Below are 19,519 nucleotides of genomic sequence, written 5' to 3'. Positions count from 1 at the left end.
TTTTTTACTCTCATTTAATTAAATACTTTTACTTTTTATAAGAATTTATTTATGTTAGTAAAAGTTTACGGAAGTGCCGTCTTTGGAGTAGAAGCTACAACCATTACCATTGAGGTTCATATGGATAAAGGGATTGGTTATCATTTAGTAGGATTGCCAGATAATGCGATAAAAGAAAGTAGTTTCAGGATTGCAGCAGCGCTTAAGAATAACGGTTATAGTCTGCCAGGGAAAAGAATCACAATAAACATGGCTCCTGCCGATTTGAGGAAAGAAGGCTCTTCGTATGATTTGACTTTAGCAATGGGAATTCTCGTTGGTTCAGATCAAATTAAAGCACCTGAAATTGAACGCTATATAATAATGGGCGAACTTTCTCTTGACGGCAGTTTACAGCCTATTCGAGGCGCTTTGCCAATTGCCATAAAAGCCAAGGAAGAAGGATATAAAGGATTTTTTCTTCCTATTCAAAATGTAAAAGAAGCAGCAATTGTGGCAGGACTTGATGTTTATGGTGTTACCAATCTTAAAGAAATAATCGATTTCTTTTCTGGAAAAGGAACGCTCGAGCCGACAGTTATTGACACGAGGGCAGAATTCTACAAATCGCTCGATTTTCCTGAACATGACTTTTCGGATGTTCGTGGACAGGAAAGCATTAAACGTTGTATGGAAATTGCGGCGGCTGGAGGTCATAACATCATTTTAATTGGTCCGCCTGGCGCAGGAAAGACAATGTTGGCGAAACGTGTCTCAAGTATTCTACCTCCTATGACTTTGCGTGAAGCATTAGAAACTACTAAAATTCATAGCGTTGCGGGAAAATTAAAAGAAGTGGGATTAATGAATCAACGGCCGTTTAGAAGTCCGCATCATACTATTTCTAATGTGGCATTAGTTGGAGGCGGAAGTTACCCGCAACCGGGAGAAATTTCAATGGCCCATAATGGTGTTTTGTTTTTAGATGAACTGCCAGAATTTAAACGGGATGTTTTGGAAGTAATGCGCCAGCCGTTAGAAGATCGTGAAGTAACAATTTCACGTGCTAAATTTAGTATTACTTATCCATCTTCTTTTATGCTGGTGGCAAGCATGAATCCGAGTCCGAGTGGTTTTTTTAATGATCCGAGTTCACCCAATACAACTTCTCCTCATGATATGCAGCGTTACATGAGTAAAATCTCGGGTCCGCTTTTGGATCGAATAGATATTCATATTGAAGTCACACCTGTCCCATTTGAAAAATTGGCTGATGATAGAAAAGCAGAAAGCAGTGTCGAAATCCGTAAACGTGTGACTGCAGCGCGAGAGATTCAAACCAAACGATTTGAAACAATAGAAAATGTACACTATAATGCTCAAATGAGCAGTAAACTTATTAGAGAATACTGCGTTTTGGATGAAGCTTCAAAAGAATTACTCAAAACTGCAATGGAAAGGTTAAATCTTTCAGCGCGAGCATACGATAGGATTTTGAAAGTTTCCAGAACTATAGCCGATTTAGATCACTCAGAAAATATTATTTCATCACATATTTCAGAAGCAATTCAGTATCGAAGTCTGGATAGGGAAGGATGGCTAGGCTAGTTTTAAATTACCTTTGTACCTTAGATACTATAGATACTATATTGCTAATTGAGGTTGGTGTCAATTAGCAATATAGTATCAATTAATATTTTTTTTAGTCTAAAAATTATTCTTTTGTCTGAGGGTAAAAGAATTTAAATGAATTAGCAACCGCTGGATGCAGAATTGTTCCGTGGTTTTCTTCAGGAAAATAATCAAAATAGACTTTTATGTTTTTACTTTTAGATGCTTTTATTTTTTCAGCCAATACATTAGCATCAACTTCCATCACTCTTGGAATTTCTGTTGGTGTTAATCCTTCTTTACCAACGGCAATATAAATATCAGTCTGTTGCTTGAAATTTTCTTTCAAGATTTCAGAATCTAAATCCAGTAAAGAACCATTGTTCCACCACAAACTAGGACTTACGATAACAAACTTATTAAAGAGAAAAGGTTTTTTAAGCAAGATTTCGGTTTCCAATAATCCGCCTAATGATTGTCCAATGATGGTTTTAGATTCGCTGGTTTTGTACTTTTTATCTATAAAAGGTTGTAATTCTTTTTCAATAAAAGCAATGAACTTATCCGAATGACCTGTAGTTGGAAAACGGGTTTTATCATTTTCAATTGTTGTCGGAAATGTAAAATCTCTTCTTCGATCTACTGTAGCAATTCCGACCACAATTGATTTTGGAACCTGATTGATCCATTCAAAACTATTAAATTGAACCAAACCAGAGATATGAATAAAATCTTCATCTGCAGAGCCGTCCAACAAATATATAACGGGATATTTTGTGTCTTCAGAAGGATTGTACCCTTCAGGAAGATAAATGTTTAGGACTCTTTTTTCATTTAATTCCTTTGATTGAATTTCGTCAATAACACCTAAAACAAATGGTTTAGTAGTTTCTGTGGTTTTGATTTTGCTTTTTTGACTAAACGTTAAAGTAAAAGAGAAAAGGAAAAAAATGAGGGTAATAAATTTGTTCATTAATTTGAGCTGAAGTTATTCTATTTTGATGCCGAAAATACAAAAAAATCCTATATTTTTTGAACGATTTATTTTATCTTTTTAAACTAAAATGGCTTTTAAATTCTTTTCCATTTTGTCTTTTCACTATAAACCAGTAATCATCGGCAGGAAGATTTTGACCATTAAAAGTTCCATCCCAAGAATTGGTGTTGTTCAATTTTTTGATAAGCTGTCCGTAACGATCAAATATGCTTACATCAAGTCCCGGTTCTGCAACAGCAAATTCTATGTTCCATGTATCATTAAAGCCATCTCCGTTAGGAGTGAAAAACTTTGGATACATTAATAAAAAAACTTCGTCGGTTGTAATGCCACAATTGTTTTTGTCGCGTACATAAACAGCGTAAATACCGCTTGATAAATTTCTAAAAATAGAATTATCCTGATAAGAAACGCCATCCAGAGAATATTCATAAACACCTTTTCCAGAAACATTTATTTCTATGACATTATCGTTTTCATTGAAATCTTGTGTGGTAATTTTTAAGATAGTGGCACGATTGGATAAAATGACGTTAAAATTTTTAGTAGAACTACAAATCTGGTCATCATATTTGGATGTTGCAGTTATGGAATAATTGCCAGGTTGATTAATTACAATGGAGCTTGTAGTTGCTCCATTAGACCATAGATAACTGTTAAATCCATTTCCGGCATCAACCAAAACGGTTTCATTTTCGCATAATACAACAGTATCTGGAATCAAATTAAATGTTGGAGGTTCTTGTAATGAGAAATTAATTTCGGCTACACTATGACAGCTTTCAGGAGATACAACAGCAACAAAAATTATTGTATTATTTGAAACTTCGCAGTTGATAGGATTTTTAATTTCATTTGCTAAAACTAAATTTGCAGCATCCGTTTGCGATGAAAAATAATGAAAAGTATAATTCGAATAATTATTAATTAAGTGACTTGCGTAAGATGTTAAATTTACTTTTTCGGCATTGTCATTTAATTCATCACAAATGGAAACATGATGATGATTGACAGTAGGATTTGTTAAAACCGTAGAATTAAAAGTAATACCTGCTGGTTGTGAAAAGCAACTTGTACCATTTTTTACCAATAAAGTAAAGTTTAAAATACCATTTAAATTCGAAATGGTATTGTTTTCTGACCATGTTGAACCATTATCAAAACTATAATAATCAGCTGGTGTTGTTATAGTAATGCTTCCAAAAGAATTACAGCCTGCGTTTTTTATGGTATAACTAGGTGTAGTAGTAGAAAGATCTCGTAAAGGGACATATTTTGCGATAGACTCACAATTCACCATGTTTCGTATTTTTATGAAATAATCTCCGGCAGGAAGATTCGAAAACAAAGGATTGGAGCACCAAGTATTTCCATTATCAATACTAAATTCTTTAGCAATAGTTGTGATTTTAATGCTTCCGTTTTGGTAACAGTTTGCATTTTCAAAAGTATAGTTAATTTCAGTTTCAAAAATATAACTTTGAATATAGACTGATTCTCCCAATGAAATACAGCCCGCATCATCTTTGACTTTAACAATATACCAGCCTGCTTTTAAATCGTTAATAGTATTGTTGTTTGTCCACGAAATTCCGTCATCAAAACTGTATTGTGAGGCGCTGGTTGTAACGGTAATGCTTCCCAATGTGCCACAGGTAGGTTGTTTTGAAGTAATCTCAGGTTTTTTTGTATAATCGGTTCCTATATAAACCATTCTCTGCTGTGATATACAGCCTATCTCATTTTTAGTTATAACGGCATAGGAATCCGCCTTTAAATTTTTGAAGAAGGGAATTGTAGACCAGGTTCCTCCATTATCAATGCTGTATTGATAAGATGGAGAAGGTGTTATCGATATTGTACCGCCGATTCCGCAGCTGGCATTGGTTTGCGTAACGGTTGGCATTGGCAGTAAAAAAGGGTAGATTACGGCATAACGAGCATTGGAAATACAGCCCAGTTTCGTTTTTATCCTGATTTTATAATCATGATGCGGATCTGGTGGTAAATTGTCCAATACAGGATTTGTACTCCAAGTAATTCCATCATCAAAACTATATTCTAAGGCTGGAGTGGTCACGGTCAAAGAACCATTGTTCTGCCCACAGGTAGGCTGTTTTATGTTTACTTTAGGAAGTGTTGAAATAGTTTCTAAAGGAGGAAAAGTTAAAATAACATTTCGAAGATTCGAATAACAGCCATTTTTCTTGATTGATATATAGATAGGATTAAATGAGGCAGTTAAACCACTTTTAGACGGATTTGTTGAGTAGGTAATTCCTCCATCAAAACTATATTCGTCAGCTGGTGTTGTAATGGTTAATGTTGTAATTCCCGGAAAACAAGGACTTTGGTCAATTGAATATTCAGGAACATCAATAATTTCACTGACATTGTAAAGAGGACTGATTTTACACAAACTTGGATTAGTAATTTTTACTTGATAGTTACCCGTATTTGTCACAGCCAAAGAGATAGGTAATGTACAGTTGGTTTCTCCCGCAATTGCAATACCATCTTTATACCACTGATAAGTATAACCTGAACCTATACTAGAGTCGATTTGAGCATTTAAAACTAGATTATTTTCGCAGAAACTGCCTGTAGAAGTTATGCTGAGCCCTAAATCAGAAGATTGGTTCAAAATGACATTATCGATATAAAAATAAGGAAAGCACAACTGATAATCATATTCATTAACATAACTGTCAGACAGTTCTTTTGGTGCTCCCAGCATGATCGAATTCATGTCGAAAGGAGGAGTGAATTCTATTGTTAACTGCCCCCATTTTTTAGATGGTAAATAAGTTGCTTTACCCAGTACAACCCAATCTGGAGGAAATTTATTGCTGTTAAGAGGAATTGTTTTGTTGCAAGCCGCTCTGCCGTAAATGGTTATGTCTACTATTCCGCCATTTAATTTTCCCGAATTGCAGACTTGTCCTAAAGGAAGATTGTTAAAAGCATCTCTGCCCGAAGTAGAAGCGGCTATATCAAAGTTTACCTGATATTTTGTTCCGCCTTTTAAAGTAGTGTTTGTGCAGGCGGCTATAAACTCTTTATAATCTTGAGAAATTAATATTCCAGCAACACCATTCCCATTTCGGGAAGGAAAAGGATAAACTCCAGCATCAGTCGCAGAAACGGGTATAAAACCGCAGGAATTGATATAATCTGAAGTTGCAGTGCTGGGTAAAAACCAGTTTTCTACTTTTGAAAATTGGGCAAAAGTGCTAGGACAGTCATTTTTAAGTTCAAAATCATGATTATCAACCAAACTTGTTTTAGGAGAGGCTGAGCATGTGCAGTCTTCATCATTTAAGTCAATTTTTCCATCGCCATCATCATCAACGCCATTGTTGCAATTTTCTTGACCAAAGCTCAAAAAAGATATTAAAATGAAAGAAATTAAAAATACTTTTTTCATAACAATGATGAAAGAAAATTTATTGACTATTATTTATCCAGATATAATGTTTTTTAGTAGGTTAGAAATAAAGAGAATCTAGTTGGAATACATACTTCGATTACTTTTGTTGAAATTGGCGTAGGGGGTTCGCTTTCAATATTTTGTAAAAATAAAAAAATCCTGCTCAGTTGAGACAGGATTTGTATAATTTATTAACAGTTTTACTATGCTTTTCCAGCAAAAATAGCATCTAAACCTTCAAGAGCAATAGTAAAGCCTTCTTTAAAGCCCATTTGAATAATCATTTCTAGATCAGAAAGTTTTTCATGTTTGATTACAACATCAACAAAAGTTGAATTTCCTTCTTCAGAAAAAGTTACATCCCAGTCAGAACGCGGAAACTCTTCATTCAAATTTCCTTCGCTGTTACAAAAAGCATCCAGCCATTTTACATTTGTTTTCGGATGGATAGAAGTATAATCGGCAAGAGCCCAATGTTCTTCACCTTCTGGTCCAACCATAGCGTATAATCTTCGTCCGCCTTCTTTAAATTCCATGCTTTTTGTTCTGGATTTCCATGGAGCAGGCGCCCACCATTGATCTAAAATTGCAGCTTCTGTCCAGGCAGACCAAACATTTGATAAGGATGCACTGAATTCACGTTTTACATTTACGGTATTTTTTTCTTTATCTACAGTAAAATTCATTAACAGATTTGATTTCATTTTCTTTAGATTTTAAATTCATTAAAAATTAGCGTATTGAATCATTTTATTTTGCTTCCAGAATTTTGTCGAGAGTTTGCAAGGTCATGGTAAAGCCTTCTTTGAATCCCATTTCAATTATTTTTTCCAACTCGGCTAAACTGTCTCGTTTTATGGTAATGTCCACAGTCGTTAAATCCCCATTTTCTGAAAACGTTAAATCCCAATACGAACTTCCAATCTCAGAATTCGGGTTTCCTTCTGCATCACAAAAAGTAGAAGAATGTTTAAAATTGGTTTTCGGAGAAATCGAAGTATATTCAAAAATCGCCCAGCGTTCTTCTCCTTGCGGACTTACCATGGCATACAATCTTTTACCTCCTTCCCTAAAATCCATAAATTTTGTTTTGGATTCAAATGGAGCAGGTGCCCACCACTTATCCAAAATCTCAGCTTCTGTCCAAGCAGACCAAACGTTTGGCAATGATGCGTTAAATTCGCGTTTGATGTTCACCCTTTTATTTTCCTTGTCTACAGAAAAATGCATTAAAAGATTAGATTTCATTTTCTTTAGATTTTAAGTTAAGTAGTACTTGATCCAGCTGATCAAAACGCTGTTCCCAAATTTTCTTGAATTGTTCCAGCCAATGATCTATTTCTTTCATTTTATCAATTTTGAGCTGATAATAAATTTCTCTGCCCAATTTTTTTTCTTCCAATAAATCACATTCATTTAATATTTTAATGTGTTTAGAAACAGCTTGTCTTGTGGTTTGAAATTGTTCGGCAATTGCATTTGGTGTTAATGCAGTCGAAGAAATCAAAACTAAAATCGCTCTTCGCGTTGGATCGGCAATAGCCTGAAAAACATCTCGTTTCATTGTTGTAAAATTATTTCGCAACTAATCAGTTGCAAATATACGCAACTTTTTGGTTGCGCAATTAAAAAAAGAGTTTTTTTTGAAGAAAAGAGCATAAACAAAAAAAGGCGCATTAAAGTTGCGCCTTTTTCTAGAATTATATGTTACATAATTATCGTCTAAATTTATTCTTGACAATAATATCTTTAAGTTTAGCTTTCAAATCTTCCCCTGTATCAAAAACCATTTGTTCATTATTCGGAAACGGAACAGCACGTTTAGAAAAATAGTTTTGATAATTATCTTCGCAGGCATTACGGTCTCCTTTATAATTCGAATAAATATTCTCGAAAACAAATTCACTACTAATTGGAAAAGTCTGAACCAGCTGATTCGTTTTCAAATCTACATAATCAATTTTTGCCGTAACTTGACAAGATTTAAATTGTCTGAATTCATAAACCGTAGCACGAAGAGTTTTAATATTATCCACTTTAATTTCCTTACCCAGACTATCTTTCACAGGTCTTCCACGACTGTCCAAAAGTGTTTTTACACCATCTTTAACCTGTCTTTCTTTAATGAATTCTTTCTCTTTAATCTGCTCTGGCGAAATCAGAATATCTCTGAAATTAATAATCAGACTATAATCATAAGTTGTGTTTTTCTGCCTTACACTATGATAAACTGTCCATTTATCATTTAAACCATAAGTTTTAAAATCTAAAAGATCCTCTTGAAGCATTTTTGGAATCACCATATTGGTTTCGTTTTTCGCATAAACATCTACAAAATCTGTCCCTTTAAAAAGAGCATCATCCATTAATTTCTTGGTGTTTTTATAGCCAGGATTGATGCTTTCCAAATAAGCAAAATCATCATAAGCTTTTCTAAAATCCATTTTATTGTTCGATTTCAAAAGAGCCGAAGCGTTTTCATACAAATATTTCGACAGTACATTTTTACTGTTTACAATCTGGTCAGAATAGTTGTCAAAAGGGAAATAGGCATTTTTGCCCTGCTTGATTAACTTCAAAGGTAAAATGGGTCTGATTTTTTCCTGACGGTTGTTCAGTTGTAAATAAGTATTGTAAATACGTTCAGCATTAGCTGGATTAGCATCTTTAGAAAGCATTTCCAAATCACGTAAATCTCTTTCTTTCGCTTTGGCAAAAGCTTCTTCCAATAAATAAACATAATCTTGTTTTCCCTTAGAATCTTTGTTGGATCTTAAGGCTTCGACCGCGCGATCAATTGCACCGTCATAATTTCCATCACTAATTAGCGCCTGAGTCGTTTTTACGCCACAAGAAGAAAGAATCAAAAAGAATATAGAAAAGAGTAAAGTAGTTTTTTGCATAGTGTTTCTTTTGAAGGTGTAAATATATTTCTTTTAACTTTCAACAACTATGCCTTTTTCTAGATTTTTTTAAGGAGCAGAAAGTATCATTTTCAAAAGAACCTTTAGTCCCGCTTTCGCCTTTATCTCTCCTCCCGATAGTCATCGGGATACGAGGATATCGGCTCTATCGGGGCTAGATTAGAACATTTAGTTTTTATAATAAATATACTGGCTGAATCTTTAAAATTAATTTGAAATCTTTCTTTATTTGAGCAGTTTGACAATCTCTGTTAATTTCATTTTAGTAGCAATCTGAATAGGTTTTTTACCATACGAAATATCGTCTCCAGCATCAAAAGTTTCGGGTTTATTTTTGTCAGCTCCTTTTTTCAGAAGGTATTTTACCATTTCGGTATTTTTGTTTTTAACGGCAATTATTAAAGCAGTTTCGCCGTCATAATTATGAGAGTTGATTTCTTCTTTATCTAATTTCAGCGCATTCAAAACCTCATAATCCGATTTTCGAACCGCTTGTTCAAATACCCAAAGTTTTCCTCTAATATCTCCTTTTTCCTGACTGGCGCCTTTTAGAAGCAATAATTTGGCACTATCATAAAAATGACCAAATCCAGCAGTATTAAAAGCTTTGTTAGAAATAGAACCGCCTTTTTGAATTAGGTAAGATAAAATTTCAACAGTTCCTTTTTCGGCAGCGACTTCAACAGCCTGAGCATTTGAACTGTTGATGTTTGCTCCTTTTTCGACTAATGCTTTTATAAGCACTAAATTGTTTTGCCAGATTGCAGCTTGAAGAGGTGTTACTTTATTTTGCGGTTCATAATTGGCTGGAAATTTTGTGCCAATCATTTTGATAGCTTTCTGCGTATCATTTGCAAAAATGGCATCATAAAATTCTTCAACCGTTTCTCTTGAAGGTACCGTCGCTTTTGTTTTGGTCTGCGAAACCGATTTACTTCCAAAAGATATCATCAGAAGTAAAAAAAGGATTTTTATATTTTTCATTTGTATTTTATGCTTTTAATTATCCCAAGTTTCAATCAAATTATCCTTCCATAATTTTTGGGCAAATTCTTTAAAGACATTTGGGCCTTTTTTAAAATTTTCATCCAGTTTGTATTCTCCTCCGCTAAAATGCTGTTTTCCATTATCCTCAATACCATCCATAACTTTATTAGTGCCTCGCATTGCATATTTCTGGTTTCCTTCGTACATGATGACTTTCATGTTGGACGGACTCACATCACCGTGACAGACCGTTTTGTACATTAACCAAGTTTCGGCAATCCCGTTGTGGTTCAAGTCAGTAACCTGAAAAGTATTTTTGACAAACGAAGCCACAATATCTACAGGACAATCCGAAATAAAATCATAAACTCTCCAGGTTTGTTTGGCTTTGTTTTCCGAAACAATGTAATGATATGCAAATAATTCGGCATCAGAACCGTCAGAGTCATGCTCAAATTTGGGATTAATATGATAACCCGTTTCAGTAGTAATTACAATATTATCACCTAGTTTGTCTTTCCATCGAACGGCATTTTTGATAAATCCTTCATATTTAATAGAAGCTGGAAATTGTGTAGAATCAATTTTTTCAACCTTTAGAATAAAAGGAGTTTCTTCTGTTGTCACTTCTTTTAAGATGACTGTGTTTTCTTCTTTTTTGTCTGATTTACAGTTTGAAAAGAAAAGAATAAATAGAAACAAAAATGGAATATTTTTCATGAAATAGTTTTCAAAAGCCAATAAATTAATCGATCTGCATACCGCTTTCTTCGTCAAATTGTTTTCGTTCTTCTTCGCTCATTCTGTTTCGAAGTACTTTTATAGTATAACCACCATATAATTTTCCATTTTCAATATACATCCAATCACTAATTTTTGATGGATCAACTTCTATTTGGTCACCAGATCTATATTCTTTAACGTATTCAGGATCGTTATTTAAAATTCCAGAGTATTTTCCGTTTTTAAAAACAACATCTCCAACCCACATATGCTCGATTCCACTTGAATTTGAAAACTGAACTTTTAAAGCCTGACTTTCAGCTCTAGGATTTTTCAATCCTTCATTAAAATGCTCTAAGGTTTCATTTGCTTTTAATATTGCTGCATTCATTTCTTCGTCCTGACTTTCTACACCATAAATTGGCGGTTCGTTGTCTCTTTCAATTTTATTCGATTCTTTGCAGCTTATTAGACAAATTAGACTTATTAAGATTACAATTTTTGTTTTCATGTGTTTAGTGGTATTTCGTTAGGCTTTAAGGATAATGGTTTTTCTTTATTTGTATTCTTTACCATTAAAAATCAATTTGACTGTTTCTTTTTTAATAGTTTCTTTAGAGATACAATCCTCATCTTTTAAGATGTTTTCTGTTTTAGTAATTTTTGTTTTTATAATAAGATTATTAAAATTTTTGTTTTGTAATTTATCAATATCAATAGTTGAATCAATGTCTTCAAATTTGCCATCACATTTCATATCCCACTCGCCACCATATTTATAAATTCTAAAATTTTGAAGTACAGGTTTTAAAGTATTTTTTTCGACAATATACAGCGATAAGTTGGTTTCGCTGTACGGATTAGGCTGGCTTTGGGTACGATAATCTGTCCTGATTCCAAATGCTCTTGTGGTTTTGTTTAGATGATACAAACCGGTATCAATAGTAATGTCGGTTAAAATTAGAGCATCAGATGTCCAAGCATTGGGTTCAATAAATTTGGAGATAATTTTCCCTGTCGCATTATCGATTATCAATATATAAGCATCTAATACGAAAGAACCTTCTTCTATATCAGAAGCATATTTGGGAATTACCAAAACGCTTTTACTTTTATCATAAGGTAATACTTTTTCAGTAAAAAGCTCAATTCTTATTTGGCTTTCTTTTAGTTTTAGCTGTTTCAGAACTGTAGGAAGATGATCTGTATTTTGCGAAAATGAAAACTGTACAGCAAATAGTAAAATATAAAAGTATTTTTCCATTAGATTTTAAAATTAATATTCCTCACGTTCTTTTTCATATTCTGAAGTAAAGACACCGCTTACTTGTTCGCTGTATTTTTCTACCCATTTTTTATAGTAATACTGAACATGTAAAGCATTGTTTTTAAGTGTAAATTTTGAAAAAGGCTTTCCAACTTGCGGAATATCTTTTAATCCAAAAGTTTCATCAGTGCCATTATCAAATTTACAGTCCATCTCTCTTGCCCAAATCATTTCAAACTCTGTATCGCTTATTTTACGAACCGGATAAAAGTAAACGCACTGTCCGTGATATTCAAATGCCAATGACTTGTTTCCAATATTTAGTGAAACCATATCATTTTTCCATCTTCCTGTAAAATCATTTGTTTTCTGAAAACTTTCAACAAAGCTTTCATAATCAAAACCTTCCAGATAGGATATTTTCCATTCATTGTTTTCTTTTACAGCTTTAACATTATATACAATACCATCGCCCCAGCTCCAATTGTAAAATGCTTTGTTGTTCTCTATGGAAATATGCATAATCCAGATTTTATCTAGAAAACGATCAGGTGTGTCTTGACAATTACACCACGGACTCGCTCCAGAACCAAACGGAGGAAGTTCGCCAACATTCCATTTTAAAGTACCACTTTTAAATTCACTGTCAATTTTTAATGCGATTTTATTATAATTATCAATAAAATCTTTTGAAAATAAATGAGTGTTTTGAAGCTCTTTAAGTCTAGCTTTATGAAGCTTCATGTCAATTCCGCTGTAAATGCTGTCGATATTTTTATCTTCAATAGGACTAAAATCACTACCAGTACTTTTATTCTCTTCCCATTCGTAAAGTTCCTTGGTTAATGCTAATAAAGCTATACTGTCATTTTTAGAACCTACAATATTAGTTGTGTCTTCAACAGTATTATTTTCTTTTTTCTGAGATTGTTTGTCTTTCTTGCAGCTTATAAACACAAGCAATAAGAATAAAATTAAAATTAGTTTCTTCATTTTTTTTAACTGGCTGGGTTTATAAAATTTGATAGTTTGTTTGTGTATTGAAAACCTATTATGGATGAGTCAGCAATTTTTTTATTAATACAATTTGGCCTAAATGATAATAGCCGTGTTCAATCATAGCTTCAATATTTCTTCGGTAACTTCCGTACTTTTCATCCACAAAAAACTGATTTAGTTTTTCGTCAGACATTTGTTCTACAAAAGAAGCAAACTCTTCCGTTGCATTCCAAAACCGAGTCAAAAATATATCCCAGTCTTCCTGCGAAGAAATAGGAGGAAAGTCGAAACTAAATTTGTCCTTTATATCGAGAGTTCCGCCTTTAAAGACATTGTTTATTCCATCAATATAATAATGAATATGCTGTGCCAGAAGCGCAATCGTATTTAAATTCTGAATCGGAGTAACAGCAATTTTCCAATCCAGATTTTCGAGTTGGTCTTTGTAATTGGTATTGGCAATCCAAGTTCCGTTTAAAATAGTTTCTCTAAAACGATTGGCAATTTCTAGTGCATTTTCCATTTTTCAATATTTTAGAATTTTATAGAATTGGAAAAACTTATTCCTGCTGTACCCAATCGTATTTCCCATTTTTCAGGTAAATAATACCACCTCCGCAGCTTTCTTCGGCATGAATAAAGATTCCGTCATTTGGGAGTTTTATTTTGTCTTCTTCTTTTATTTCTTCATCACCCATAATTTCGCCGTCATCGTTGACATTGTTCCAGACAATTTCTCCTTTTGGCGCTTTCTCGAATATTCCAGCCCAATCAATTTCATCAAAACCTTGATTTAAAACATTCTGACCTAAACCAAGATAATCCGTTCTTTTTCCGTTTCCGAACGTTATTTTCAAACCGCTTTTATCGCTTTTTGTACTTCTAACGATCTCTACAGTTTCATTTTTTCCGTCTCCGTCCAAATCACATACAATCTGATTGATTTTATGTTTTTTGGAAATTATAATGGTGTCAGTTTCTTCAATTTCGTTCTCCGTTTTGGGAGCAATTTGTGTGGTGTCTTTTTGAGAAACTTGAGGAGTTTCGGTTTTTGTTTCGTTTTTACAAGAAACAGCAATTAAGGATAAAAGGAATAAAATTCTGATTTTCATTATTTAATTATTTTGGCTTCGAAAAATTTTAACGAAGCTAATATAAAAAAATACGTACAGAAACTAAAGGCTTTTTTATTTCTTGTCCAGAAATACGTTGCAGTATGTCTAGTAATATCAATATTATTCTAAATGTATTTCAGCAAATTGCCAATAGAGACAAACCGCTTTCGATACTTTATAATCAACATGCATCAAATCTTGAACATGATCGAGAGCCATAATAACCATTACAATGCAGCGAACAATGTCTGTGGGTGGTTGTTGCTTCATGAATTTGATTTTAAACTACTTATGAGTAAATCTAGTATTTTTTTTAATGTTTTTATGCTCATGAAATACATTAAGTTTTCAAAAATAGTTTTAAAATGAATTGCCTCCAGCTTTAGCTGGAGTAATATGTAGAAAAAGAACAGGGCTTTAGCAAAACTTACATTTTTTTGGCTTAAGCCCTATTTGAAAGACTTTTTTTTACGGCTAAATATGGAGTTAATTGATATTGATTTTTAGGATTTCCTAATCTTCACTTGATACACAATTTCCCAAAAAATAATTGAGAAAATTGCATTAGCAAATATGGCAGTCTTTACTTGATATGGATCGTAATCTATCAATAAATGCAGATTGGTAAACTGCAAAGCCAAAAATAACGATAGAGCGGAAATTCCAACAGCAAAAATAATATTCAAAAGCGGTTTCCATTTTAAAGCTAAAAAAGCATAAATAAGATTAAAAATTGCAAAACCACAACCTAAAGTGATATATGGATCTGTTTTTAATTTTTGCCCTATAGAAAGAAAAAATGAAGTTGCGGTAAGATACAAAAAGAATAATATGGAGTAAAGTAGAATTCGTATTTGTGGTTTCATTTTGTAATGTTTTTATCAAGCAAAATTAAGCATTTAAAATGAAGCAAAGATTAGGAATTACTCTAAAATAGCTTCCACTTTAGTTTCAGATTTTTCCTTTAACGGACTATCTGCCTTCAAACTCCAAATCACTAAAAATTTACCTTTCGCAATATATTCTTCTGGATGTTCAGCGGTTGGTTCGCCAGCTTTTCCCCAAAGTAAACCTTGCAAAAATCGATCACCTTTAAATACATGATCAAATTCAAAATACATAATTGAGCCTTTGTCTCCTTTATTTTTAAAACTTTGAATCGCTTTACTTTTTACAGTTCCAACAATATTACTGTAGGTTTCAATATCAGTATAAAAATTACAAGCCTGAGGCGTCACACAAATATTACCGTCGTTTGCTATATAACCTTTTGGGATTTCTTTTGGTTTTAGTTTTAAATCAGCTAAAGTTTGGCTGAATGAGTTTGTTGCAGATAGAAAAAACAATGTGAATAGAAGAATTGTAGGTTTCATTTATTTTTTGGATTTGATTTGATTTGATTTGGGATGTTAAAAATAGGATTTTTATTTGAGTTTTCTTTTTATTTTGAAAAGCAGATTATGAGTCTAAAAAAGGATCAAAATAAAAAAAACATTTTGGACAAAAACAGTAACTCAGGGCAAGGAAAATAAAGCAAAAAGTCAAATAGATTTTGTTTTTAAAAACTTTAAGGAATGCAAAAGATAGATATCCGAAAATAGTGCTAGTGATGATATATAACATTTTTAAAAACCCGACTCTGTCAGCATCCACTACGATGTACTGGCCATCATTGACAATATAAGGACTGATGAAATAGCTACCCATAAAAAGAAAAAGCCCAATAAAAGATGATATTCTTAGTATTGTTTTCATATTTAACTAATAGGATTGTAATGACAGTGAATTAAAAGATTAATTTTTAATATTTACTTTGATGAAAAGATCTAGAATTTTTGAAGAAGTGAAGATTTACTTTTTATGTTTTCGTTTGATCCGAACGTTAGGTTTATCGTTTGAAATGGTTTGACTGGATATTACAGATTCTTGTAAACATTCCTGATAAAGTTTTTCAAGCCATTTTTCAAAAAGATCAATTAAAACAAAAAACAACTTTTCTGACGAATTTTCTGGCTGACGCTTTTTCTCCGTAAAGCCTACTCCAATATTATGAGATATACCATTATTATTAATAACAAAATGTTGATCACCGAAGTCTTCCATAACCCCATCTGCATAATTATGTTTTAATACGAGATCATCAAGGTCCATTATTTCAGAAATTATATTTTTAATTTCAGAAGGTATTTCGCATTCAAATTGTTTTTCAAATTTATCCTGATTTTTTGTGTAAAAGCGTATCTCAACTTTACATTCATAAATGATATCTATATAAATTCCAGCTCTTAACAATCGTTGAGTCCAGCCATCATAATGATCATAAGAAAGAATATAATCTTGATGTAATTTGAAATAACCTGTTGCAGGGTCTATTCTACGAATGTTAAGTACTTCAAAGTTCATTTGTTTAGGTATTAAATATTTTTTTTTGTTTTGATTACGTAAAGTTTATAAACAATATTGTCATTTCGATAGCTCTACAAAGATTGGCAACATTATTCAAATAAATAATTCAAAAAATCTAAATCTGGGTTAATAGTTTTTACTAGTTCGATTTTCTTTTCTCTACGCCAGTATTTTACTTCTTTTTAGCGAGCAATTGCTTCTTGAATCCAAGTAAACTTTTCGAAATATAGTAAGAATGTCGCATTGTATTTTGATGTAAAGATTTTGTTTCCAGTTGTATTGTTTTCTTTGTGCTGGCTTAAGCGGATTTTTAAGTTATTTGTAACTCCTGTGTAGAAAACGGTTTTGTATTTGTCTGTGAGAATGTATATCTAGTATGTGTGATAGGCATCTTGGTGTTGCATTTTTTTGACGAAAGATAAAATATTATTTACGATTTTTCTTTCTTTTTATGTTTGATATACTTTACGGAGTTACTTGCGAAGATTTCTCTCCCCAAGTCTCGGGATAGAAAATGACAAACTGCGTCGCCAAAGCTTTTGCAAACAAGTATTGTGGTTGCTTTGCGTGGGCTTCGACTCCGCTCATCCTGACAAAAGGATAAAGAATTAAATCTGCTCAAATCTGTAAAATCTGCGTGAAACCAAAAAAAATCCCGCCTCAATTAAGAAACGGGATTAAGGTGATATTCCTTTTTTTTCTATTGTTAAACCGTAGCAGCAATTTCTTGTGGTAACGCGATTTGATTTTTAAGTAATTTTTGGAATAAAGAAACAATTGCAGAGATATATTAATTTCGGCGTAGTATAAATTCGCCTTTATCTTCGCATAAATAAGGAGTTTTGTTTAAGATTTTAATTTTCTTTAATCCTATTTCTGTAAAATAGTAATGACCATTATATGTTTTGCCATTATTTGTTATTGGTATACTTTTTAGACTACAATACTCTTGAGTTGGGACAATTGTTACATTATAATCTTTGAGATTTGTTCTTGATGGTAAATTTCCAACACCATTATCAATGGATATCATTCGAATTTGGATTTTTTGATTAATCCGAACTTCAATTGAATCAGCTATAAAATCATTACTTTCTTCTGACTGCCAATTTTTGCTTATAAAAAATTTATCTTTTTCTATTTTTAAAAGTAATGACTGAAAATATTTTTTGCCATCAATTATAAAATCATAAACTCCATTTTTAAGTAAATAAAATCCCCTTTTATTATATATTGGATTTAGTTTGGATATTGAGTTTAAAGAGTCCTTATTTGCAAATTGTATGACATGACAGCCATTTTCAATTTTAATATTTTGACCATTGACGGAAAAAATACCAATAAATAAAATCGTGCTTATTAATAATTTCATCTTTTGTAATTTAGTACGTAAAAATATAAAAATAAACTTACTTTTTTGAAAAATTTAATGAAAGGTGAAATTTTTGAATGTAGGTTTCGTTTAGCAGGATAAAGCGTTTACAAATAATCTAAATTCAAAAATCTGCAATAAAAAAATCCCGCCTCAATTAAGAAACGGGACTTTGGTGATATTCCTTTTTTTTCTATTGTTAAACCGTAGCAGCAACTTCTTCTGGTAACGGGATTTGATTTTTAAGTAAATCTTCGAATGTTTCGGCTTGGCGGATTAAGATTCCTTTACCGTTCATCCATAAAACTTCAGCTGGTTTGTATCTTGAATTGTAGTTGGATGACATTGAGAAACAATATGCTCCTGCATTTCTGAATTCTAAAATGTCACCTTCTGTGATTTCTGCAATTCTACGGTTGTTTGCAAAAGTATCAGTCTCGCAAATGTATCCTACAACAGAGTAAAAACGCTCTTTTCCTTTCGGGTTAGAAATGTTTTCGATATGATGCGAAGATCCGTAAAACATTGGACGAATTAAGTGGTTGAAGCCACTATCGATTCCGGCGAAAACTGTTGAGGTTGTTTGTTTTACTACATTTACTTTTACTAAGAAATGACCTGCTTCAGATACAAGGAATTTCCCTGGTTCGAAAATAAGTGTCAAATCTCTGCCATATTCAGCACAGAAAGCGTTGAATCTTTTAGATAATTTTTTACCTAATTCTTCGATGTCTGTTTCGATATCGTCTTTTTTGTAAGGCACTTTGAATCCGCTTCCGAAATCTAAGAATTGTAAATCTTTGAAATGTTTTGCGGTATCAAACAAGATTTCAGCAGCATACAAGAATACTTCGATATCTAAAATATCAGATCCTGTGTGCATGTGAATTCCGATAATGCTCATTTTTGTGTTCTCTACAATTCGCAAAATATGCGGAATCTGATGCACAGAAATTCCGAATTTACTATCGATATGTCCAACAGAAATGTTAGCGTTTCCGCCCGCCATTACGTGTGGGTTAATACGGATACATACCGGAATATTTGGATGTCTCGTTCCGAATTGCTCTAAAATAGATAAATTGTCGATATTGATTTGTACACCCATTGCGGCAACTTCTTCGATTTCTTCTAAAGAAACGCCGTTTGGTGTAAAGAAAATTCTTTCGGGTTCATAGCCAGCATGAAGTCCTAACAAAACTTCCTGAATTGATACAGTATCTAAACCAGACCCCATGTTCTTTAATAACTGTAAAATCGCAACGTTTGACAATGCCTTCATGGCGTAATTAACTCTTAAGTTCTCCACCTTAGAGAAAGCTTTAGTTAATCGGTTGTACTGAGATTGGATTTTTTCAGCATCGTAAACATACAATGGACTTCCAAATTGGTCTGCTAACTGCAGTAAATCTTTTGCTTGCATTTTTAAATCATTTTGTGCAAAGTTATTACACTTTTGTGTATCAGCAAATAAAATGTAGAAAAATAACAAATTATAACAAATTGTTTTATTTAAAACAAAAAGTTGCTTGTTTTGGATTTTTATAACTGCTTTTTGAAAGTTGCTAATATAGTAAGTTTTTTCACCACAGATTGCATGGATTTGATTTTTTTCTTGCCACAGATTATACTGATTGCCACAGATTATTTTATCCTAATTTTTTAAAAGAAGCCAAATGTTTGAATTTAGCCCCGATGGAGGCGGTATC

General features: G+C 32.7%; 20 protein-coding genes and 1 pseudogene. 1 reads left to right on the top strand and 20 read right to left on the bottom strand.

What is annotated here, in order from left to right:
- Window positions 1-51 precede the first annotated feature (51 nt).
- A complete protein-coding gene (locus tag BM289_RS18085) occupies window positions 52-1,587 on the top strand; it encodes a YifB family Mg chelatase-like AAA ATPase (protein WP_091496153.1) in 1,536 nt (511 codons plus the stop codon).
- Between the two features lie 106 nt (window positions 1,588-1,693).
- Here BM289_RS18085 and BM289_RS18080 read toward each other — a convergent pair whose 3' ends face one another.
- The 20 genes and pseudogenes from BM289_RS18080 to lysA form a co-directional block, all read right to left on the bottom strand.
- Complete coding sequence (locus BM289_RS18080) at window positions 1,694-2,563, bottom strand: alpha/beta hydrolase (RefSeq protein WP_091496151.1); 870 nt, start codon at window positions 2,561-2,563, stop codon at window positions 1,694-1,696.
- A 73-nt stretch (window positions 2,564-2,636) separates the two neighbouring features.
- Window positions 2,637-6,014: a T9SS type B sorting domain-containing protein gene (locus BM289_RS18075; protein WP_091496149.1), complete on the bottom strand. Its 3,378-nt coding sequence runs from the start codon at window positions 6,012-6,014 to the stop codon at window positions 2,637-2,639.
- Window positions 6,015-6,220: 206 nt separating this feature from the next.
- Window positions 6,221-6,721, bottom strand: coding sequence for an SRPBCC family protein (locus tag BM289_RS18070; protein WP_091496147.1), 501 nt, complete (start codon window positions 6,719-6,721; stop codon window positions 6,221-6,223).
- 46 nt (window positions 6,722-6,767) lie between these two features.
- Window positions 6,768-7,265, bottom strand: coding sequence for an SRPBCC family protein (locus BM289_RS18065; protein WP_091496145.1), 498 nt, complete (start codon window positions 7,263-7,265; stop codon window positions 6,768-6,770).
- Complete coding sequence (locus BM289_RS18060) at window positions 7,255-7,581, bottom strand: ArsR/SmtB family transcription factor (RefSeq protein WP_091496143.1); 327 nt, start codon at window positions 7,579-7,581, stop codon at window positions 7,255-7,257. Before BM289_RS18060 ends, BM289_RS18065 begins: the two co-directional genes overlap by 11 nt.
- A gap of 151 nt (window positions 7,582-7,732) precedes the next feature.
- Entirely contained in the window at window positions 7,733-8,920 is a 1,188-nt protein-coding gene (locus BM289_RS18055; RefSeq protein ID WP_091496141.1) for a hypothetical protein, read from the bottom strand.
- A 246-nt stretch (window positions 8,921-9,166) separates the two neighbouring features.
- On the bottom strand, window positions 9,167-9,925 hold the full coding sequence (locus BM289_RS18050; RefSeq protein WP_091496139.1) for an ankyrin repeat domain-containing protein: 759 nt from the start codon (window positions 9,923-9,925) through the stop codon (window positions 9,167-9,169).
- Window positions 9,926-9,940: 15 nt separating this feature from the next.
- On the bottom strand, window positions 9,941-10,648 hold the full coding sequence (locus BM289_RS18045; RefSeq protein WP_091496137.1) for a M949_RS01915 family surface polysaccharide biosynthesis protein: 708 nt from the start codon (window positions 10,646-10,648) through the stop codon (window positions 9,941-9,943).
- Between the two features lie 25 nt (window positions 10,649-10,673).
- Window positions 10,674-11,162 carry a YegJ family protein gene (locus tag BM289_RS18040; RefSeq protein ID WP_091496135.1) on the bottom strand — a complete coding sequence of 163 codons (489 nt, stop codon included), beginning with the start codon at window positions 11,160-11,162 and terminating at the stop codon, window positions 10,674-10,676.
- 45 nt (window positions 11,163-11,207) lie between these two features.
- Window positions 11,208-11,915 (bottom strand): PA3715 family protein, encoded by a 708-nt coding sequence (locus BM289_RS18035; protein WP_091496133.1) that lies wholly within the window; start codon window positions 11,913-11,915, stop codon window positions 11,208-11,210.
- A 12-nt stretch (window positions 11,916-11,927) separates the two neighbouring features.
- Window positions 11,928-12,911, bottom strand: coding sequence for a hypothetical protein (locus BM289_RS25580; RefSeq protein ID WP_208610264.1), 984 nt, complete (start codon window positions 12,909-12,911; stop codon window positions 11,928-11,930).
- A 58-nt stretch (window positions 12,912-12,969) separates the two neighbouring features.
- Complete coding sequence (locus BM289_RS18025) at window positions 12,970-13,440, bottom strand: DUF1572 domain-containing protein (RefSeq protein WP_091496131.1); 471 nt, start codon at window positions 13,438-13,440, stop codon at window positions 12,970-12,972.
- 37 nt (window positions 13,441-13,477) lie between these two features.
- Window positions 13,478-14,029 carry a hypothetical protein gene (locus BM289_RS18020; protein WP_091496129.1) on the bottom strand — a complete coding sequence of 184 codons (552 nt, stop codon included), beginning with the start codon at window positions 14,027-14,029 and terminating at the stop codon, window positions 13,478-13,480.
- A gap of 123 nt (window positions 14,030-14,152) precedes the next feature.
- Window positions 14,153-14,302, bottom strand: a complete 150-nt coding sequence (locus BM289_RS25490) for a hypothetical protein (protein ID WP_167365455.1) — start codon at window positions 14,300-14,302, stop codon at window positions 14,153-14,155.
- 233 nt (window positions 14,303-14,535) lie between these two features.
- Complete coding sequence (locus BM289_RS18015) at window positions 14,536-14,898, bottom strand: hypothetical protein (RefSeq protein ID WP_091496127.1); 363 nt, start codon at window positions 14,896-14,898, stop codon at window positions 14,536-14,538.
- 57 nt (window positions 14,899-14,955) lie between these two features.
- A complete protein-coding gene (locus BM289_RS18010; protein ID WP_091496125.1) occupies window positions 14,956-15,405 on the bottom strand; it encodes a hypothetical protein in 450 nt (149 codons plus the stop codon).
- 478 nt (window positions 15,406-15,883) lie between these two features.
- On the bottom strand, window positions 15,884-16,435 hold the full coding sequence (locus BM289_RS18005) for a hypothetical protein (protein WP_091496123.1): 552 nt from the start codon (window positions 16,433-16,435) through the stop codon (window positions 15,884-15,886).
- Window positions 16,436-16,527: 92 nt separating this feature from the next.
- Window positions 16,528-16,809, bottom strand: a pseudogene (locus BM289_RS18000) (GIY-YIG nuclease family protein).
- 419 nt (window positions 16,810-17,228) lie between these two features.
- Window positions 17,229-17,810, bottom strand: coding sequence for a hypothetical protein (locus BM289_RS17995; RefSeq protein WP_091496121.1), 582 nt, complete (start codon window positions 17,808-17,810; stop codon window positions 17,229-17,231).
- Window positions 17,811-18,009: 199 nt separating this feature from the next.
- Window positions 18,010-19,287, bottom strand: coding sequence for a diaminopimelate decarboxylase (gene lysA / locus BM289_RS17990; RefSeq protein ID WP_262489182.1), 1,278 nt, complete (start codon window positions 19,285-19,287; stop codon window positions 18,010-18,012).
- Between the last annotated feature and the right edge of the window lie 232 nt (window positions 19,288-19,519).

Source organism: Flavobacterium phragmitis (assembly GCF_900112575.1).
In the GTDB taxonomy this organism is placed as follows: Bacteria; Bacteroidota; Bacteroidia; order Flavobacteriales; family Flavobacteriaceae; genus Flavobacterium; species Flavobacterium phragmitis.
The sequence above is the reverse complement of the archived record's forward strand: the minus strand, read 5'-3'. Positions and strand labels throughout refer to the sequence as shown.

Excerpts from the sequence above, each read along its gene's own strand:
- BM289_RS18085 (WP_091496153.1), top strand. The coding sequence starts at position 52 with ATGTTAGTAAAAGTTTACGGAAGTGCCGTCTTTGGAGTAGAAGCTACA.
- BM289_RS18080 (WP_091496151.1), bottom strand. The coding sequence starts at position 2,563 with ATGAACAAATTTATTACCCTCATTTTTTTCCTTTTCTCTTTTACTTTA.
- BM289_RS18075 (WP_091496149.1), bottom strand. The coding sequence starts at position 6,014 with ATGAAAAAAGTATTTTTAATTTCTTTCATTTTAATATCTTTTTTGAGC.
- BM289_RS18070 (WP_091496147.1), bottom strand. The coding sequence starts at position 6,721 with ATGAAATCAAATCTGTTAATGAATTTTACTGTAGATAAAGAAAAAAAT.
- BM289_RS18065 (WP_091496145.1), bottom strand. The coding sequence starts at position 7,265 with ATGAAATCTAATCTTTTAATGCATTTTTCTGTAGACAAGGAAAATAAA.
- BM289_RS18060 (WP_091496143.1), bottom strand. The coding sequence starts at position 7,581 with ATGAAACGAGATGTTTTTCAGGCTATTGCCGATCCAACGCGAAGAGCG.
- BM289_RS18055 (WP_091496141.1), bottom strand. The coding sequence starts at position 8,920 with ATGCAAAAAACTACTTTACTCTTTTCTATATTCTTTTTGATTCTTTCT.
- BM289_RS18050 (WP_091496139.1), bottom strand. The coding sequence starts at position 9,925 with ATGAAAAATATAAAAATCCTTTTTTTACTTCTGATGATATCTTTTGGA.
- BM289_RS18045 (WP_091496137.1), bottom strand. The coding sequence starts at position 10,648 with ATGAAAAATATTCCATTTTTGTTTCTATTTATTCTTTTCTTTTCAAAC.
- BM289_RS18040 (WP_091496135.1), bottom strand. The coding sequence starts at position 11,162 with ATGAAAACAAAAATTGTAATCTTAATAAGTCTAATTTGTCTAATAAGC.
- BM289_RS18035 (WP_091496133.1), bottom strand. The coding sequence starts at position 11,915 with ATGGAAAAATACTTTTATATTTTACTATTTGCTGTACAGTTTTCATTT.
- BM289_RS25580 (WP_208610264.1), bottom strand. The coding sequence starts at position 12,911 with ATGAAGAAACTAATTTTAATTTTATTCTTATTGCTTGTGTTTATAAGC.
- BM289_RS18025 (WP_091496131.1), bottom strand. The coding sequence starts at position 13,440 with ATGGAAAATGCACTAGAAATTGCCAATCGTTTTAGAGAAACTATTTTA.
- BM289_RS18020 (WP_091496129.1), bottom strand. The coding sequence starts at position 14,029 with ATGAAAATCAGAATTTTATTCCTTTTATCCTTAATTGCTGTTTCTTGT.
- BM289_RS25490 (WP_167365455.1), bottom strand. The coding sequence starts at position 14,302 with ATGAAGCAACAACCACCCACAGACATTGTTCGCTGCATTGTAATGGTT.
- BM289_RS18015 (WP_091496127.1), bottom strand. The coding sequence starts at position 14,898 with ATGAAACCACAAATACGAATTCTACTTTACTCCATATTATTCTTTTTG.
- BM289_RS18010 (WP_091496125.1), bottom strand. The coding sequence starts at position 15,405 with ATGAAACCTACAATTCTTCTATTCACATTGTTTTTTCTATCTGCAACA.
- BM289_RS18005 (WP_091496123.1), bottom strand. The coding sequence starts at position 16,435 with ATGAACTTTGAAGTACTTAACATTCGTAGAATAGACCCTGCAACAGGT.
- BM289_RS17995 (WP_091496121.1), bottom strand. The coding sequence starts at position 17,810 with ATGAAATTATTAATAAGCACGATTTTATTTATTGGTATTTTTTCCGTC.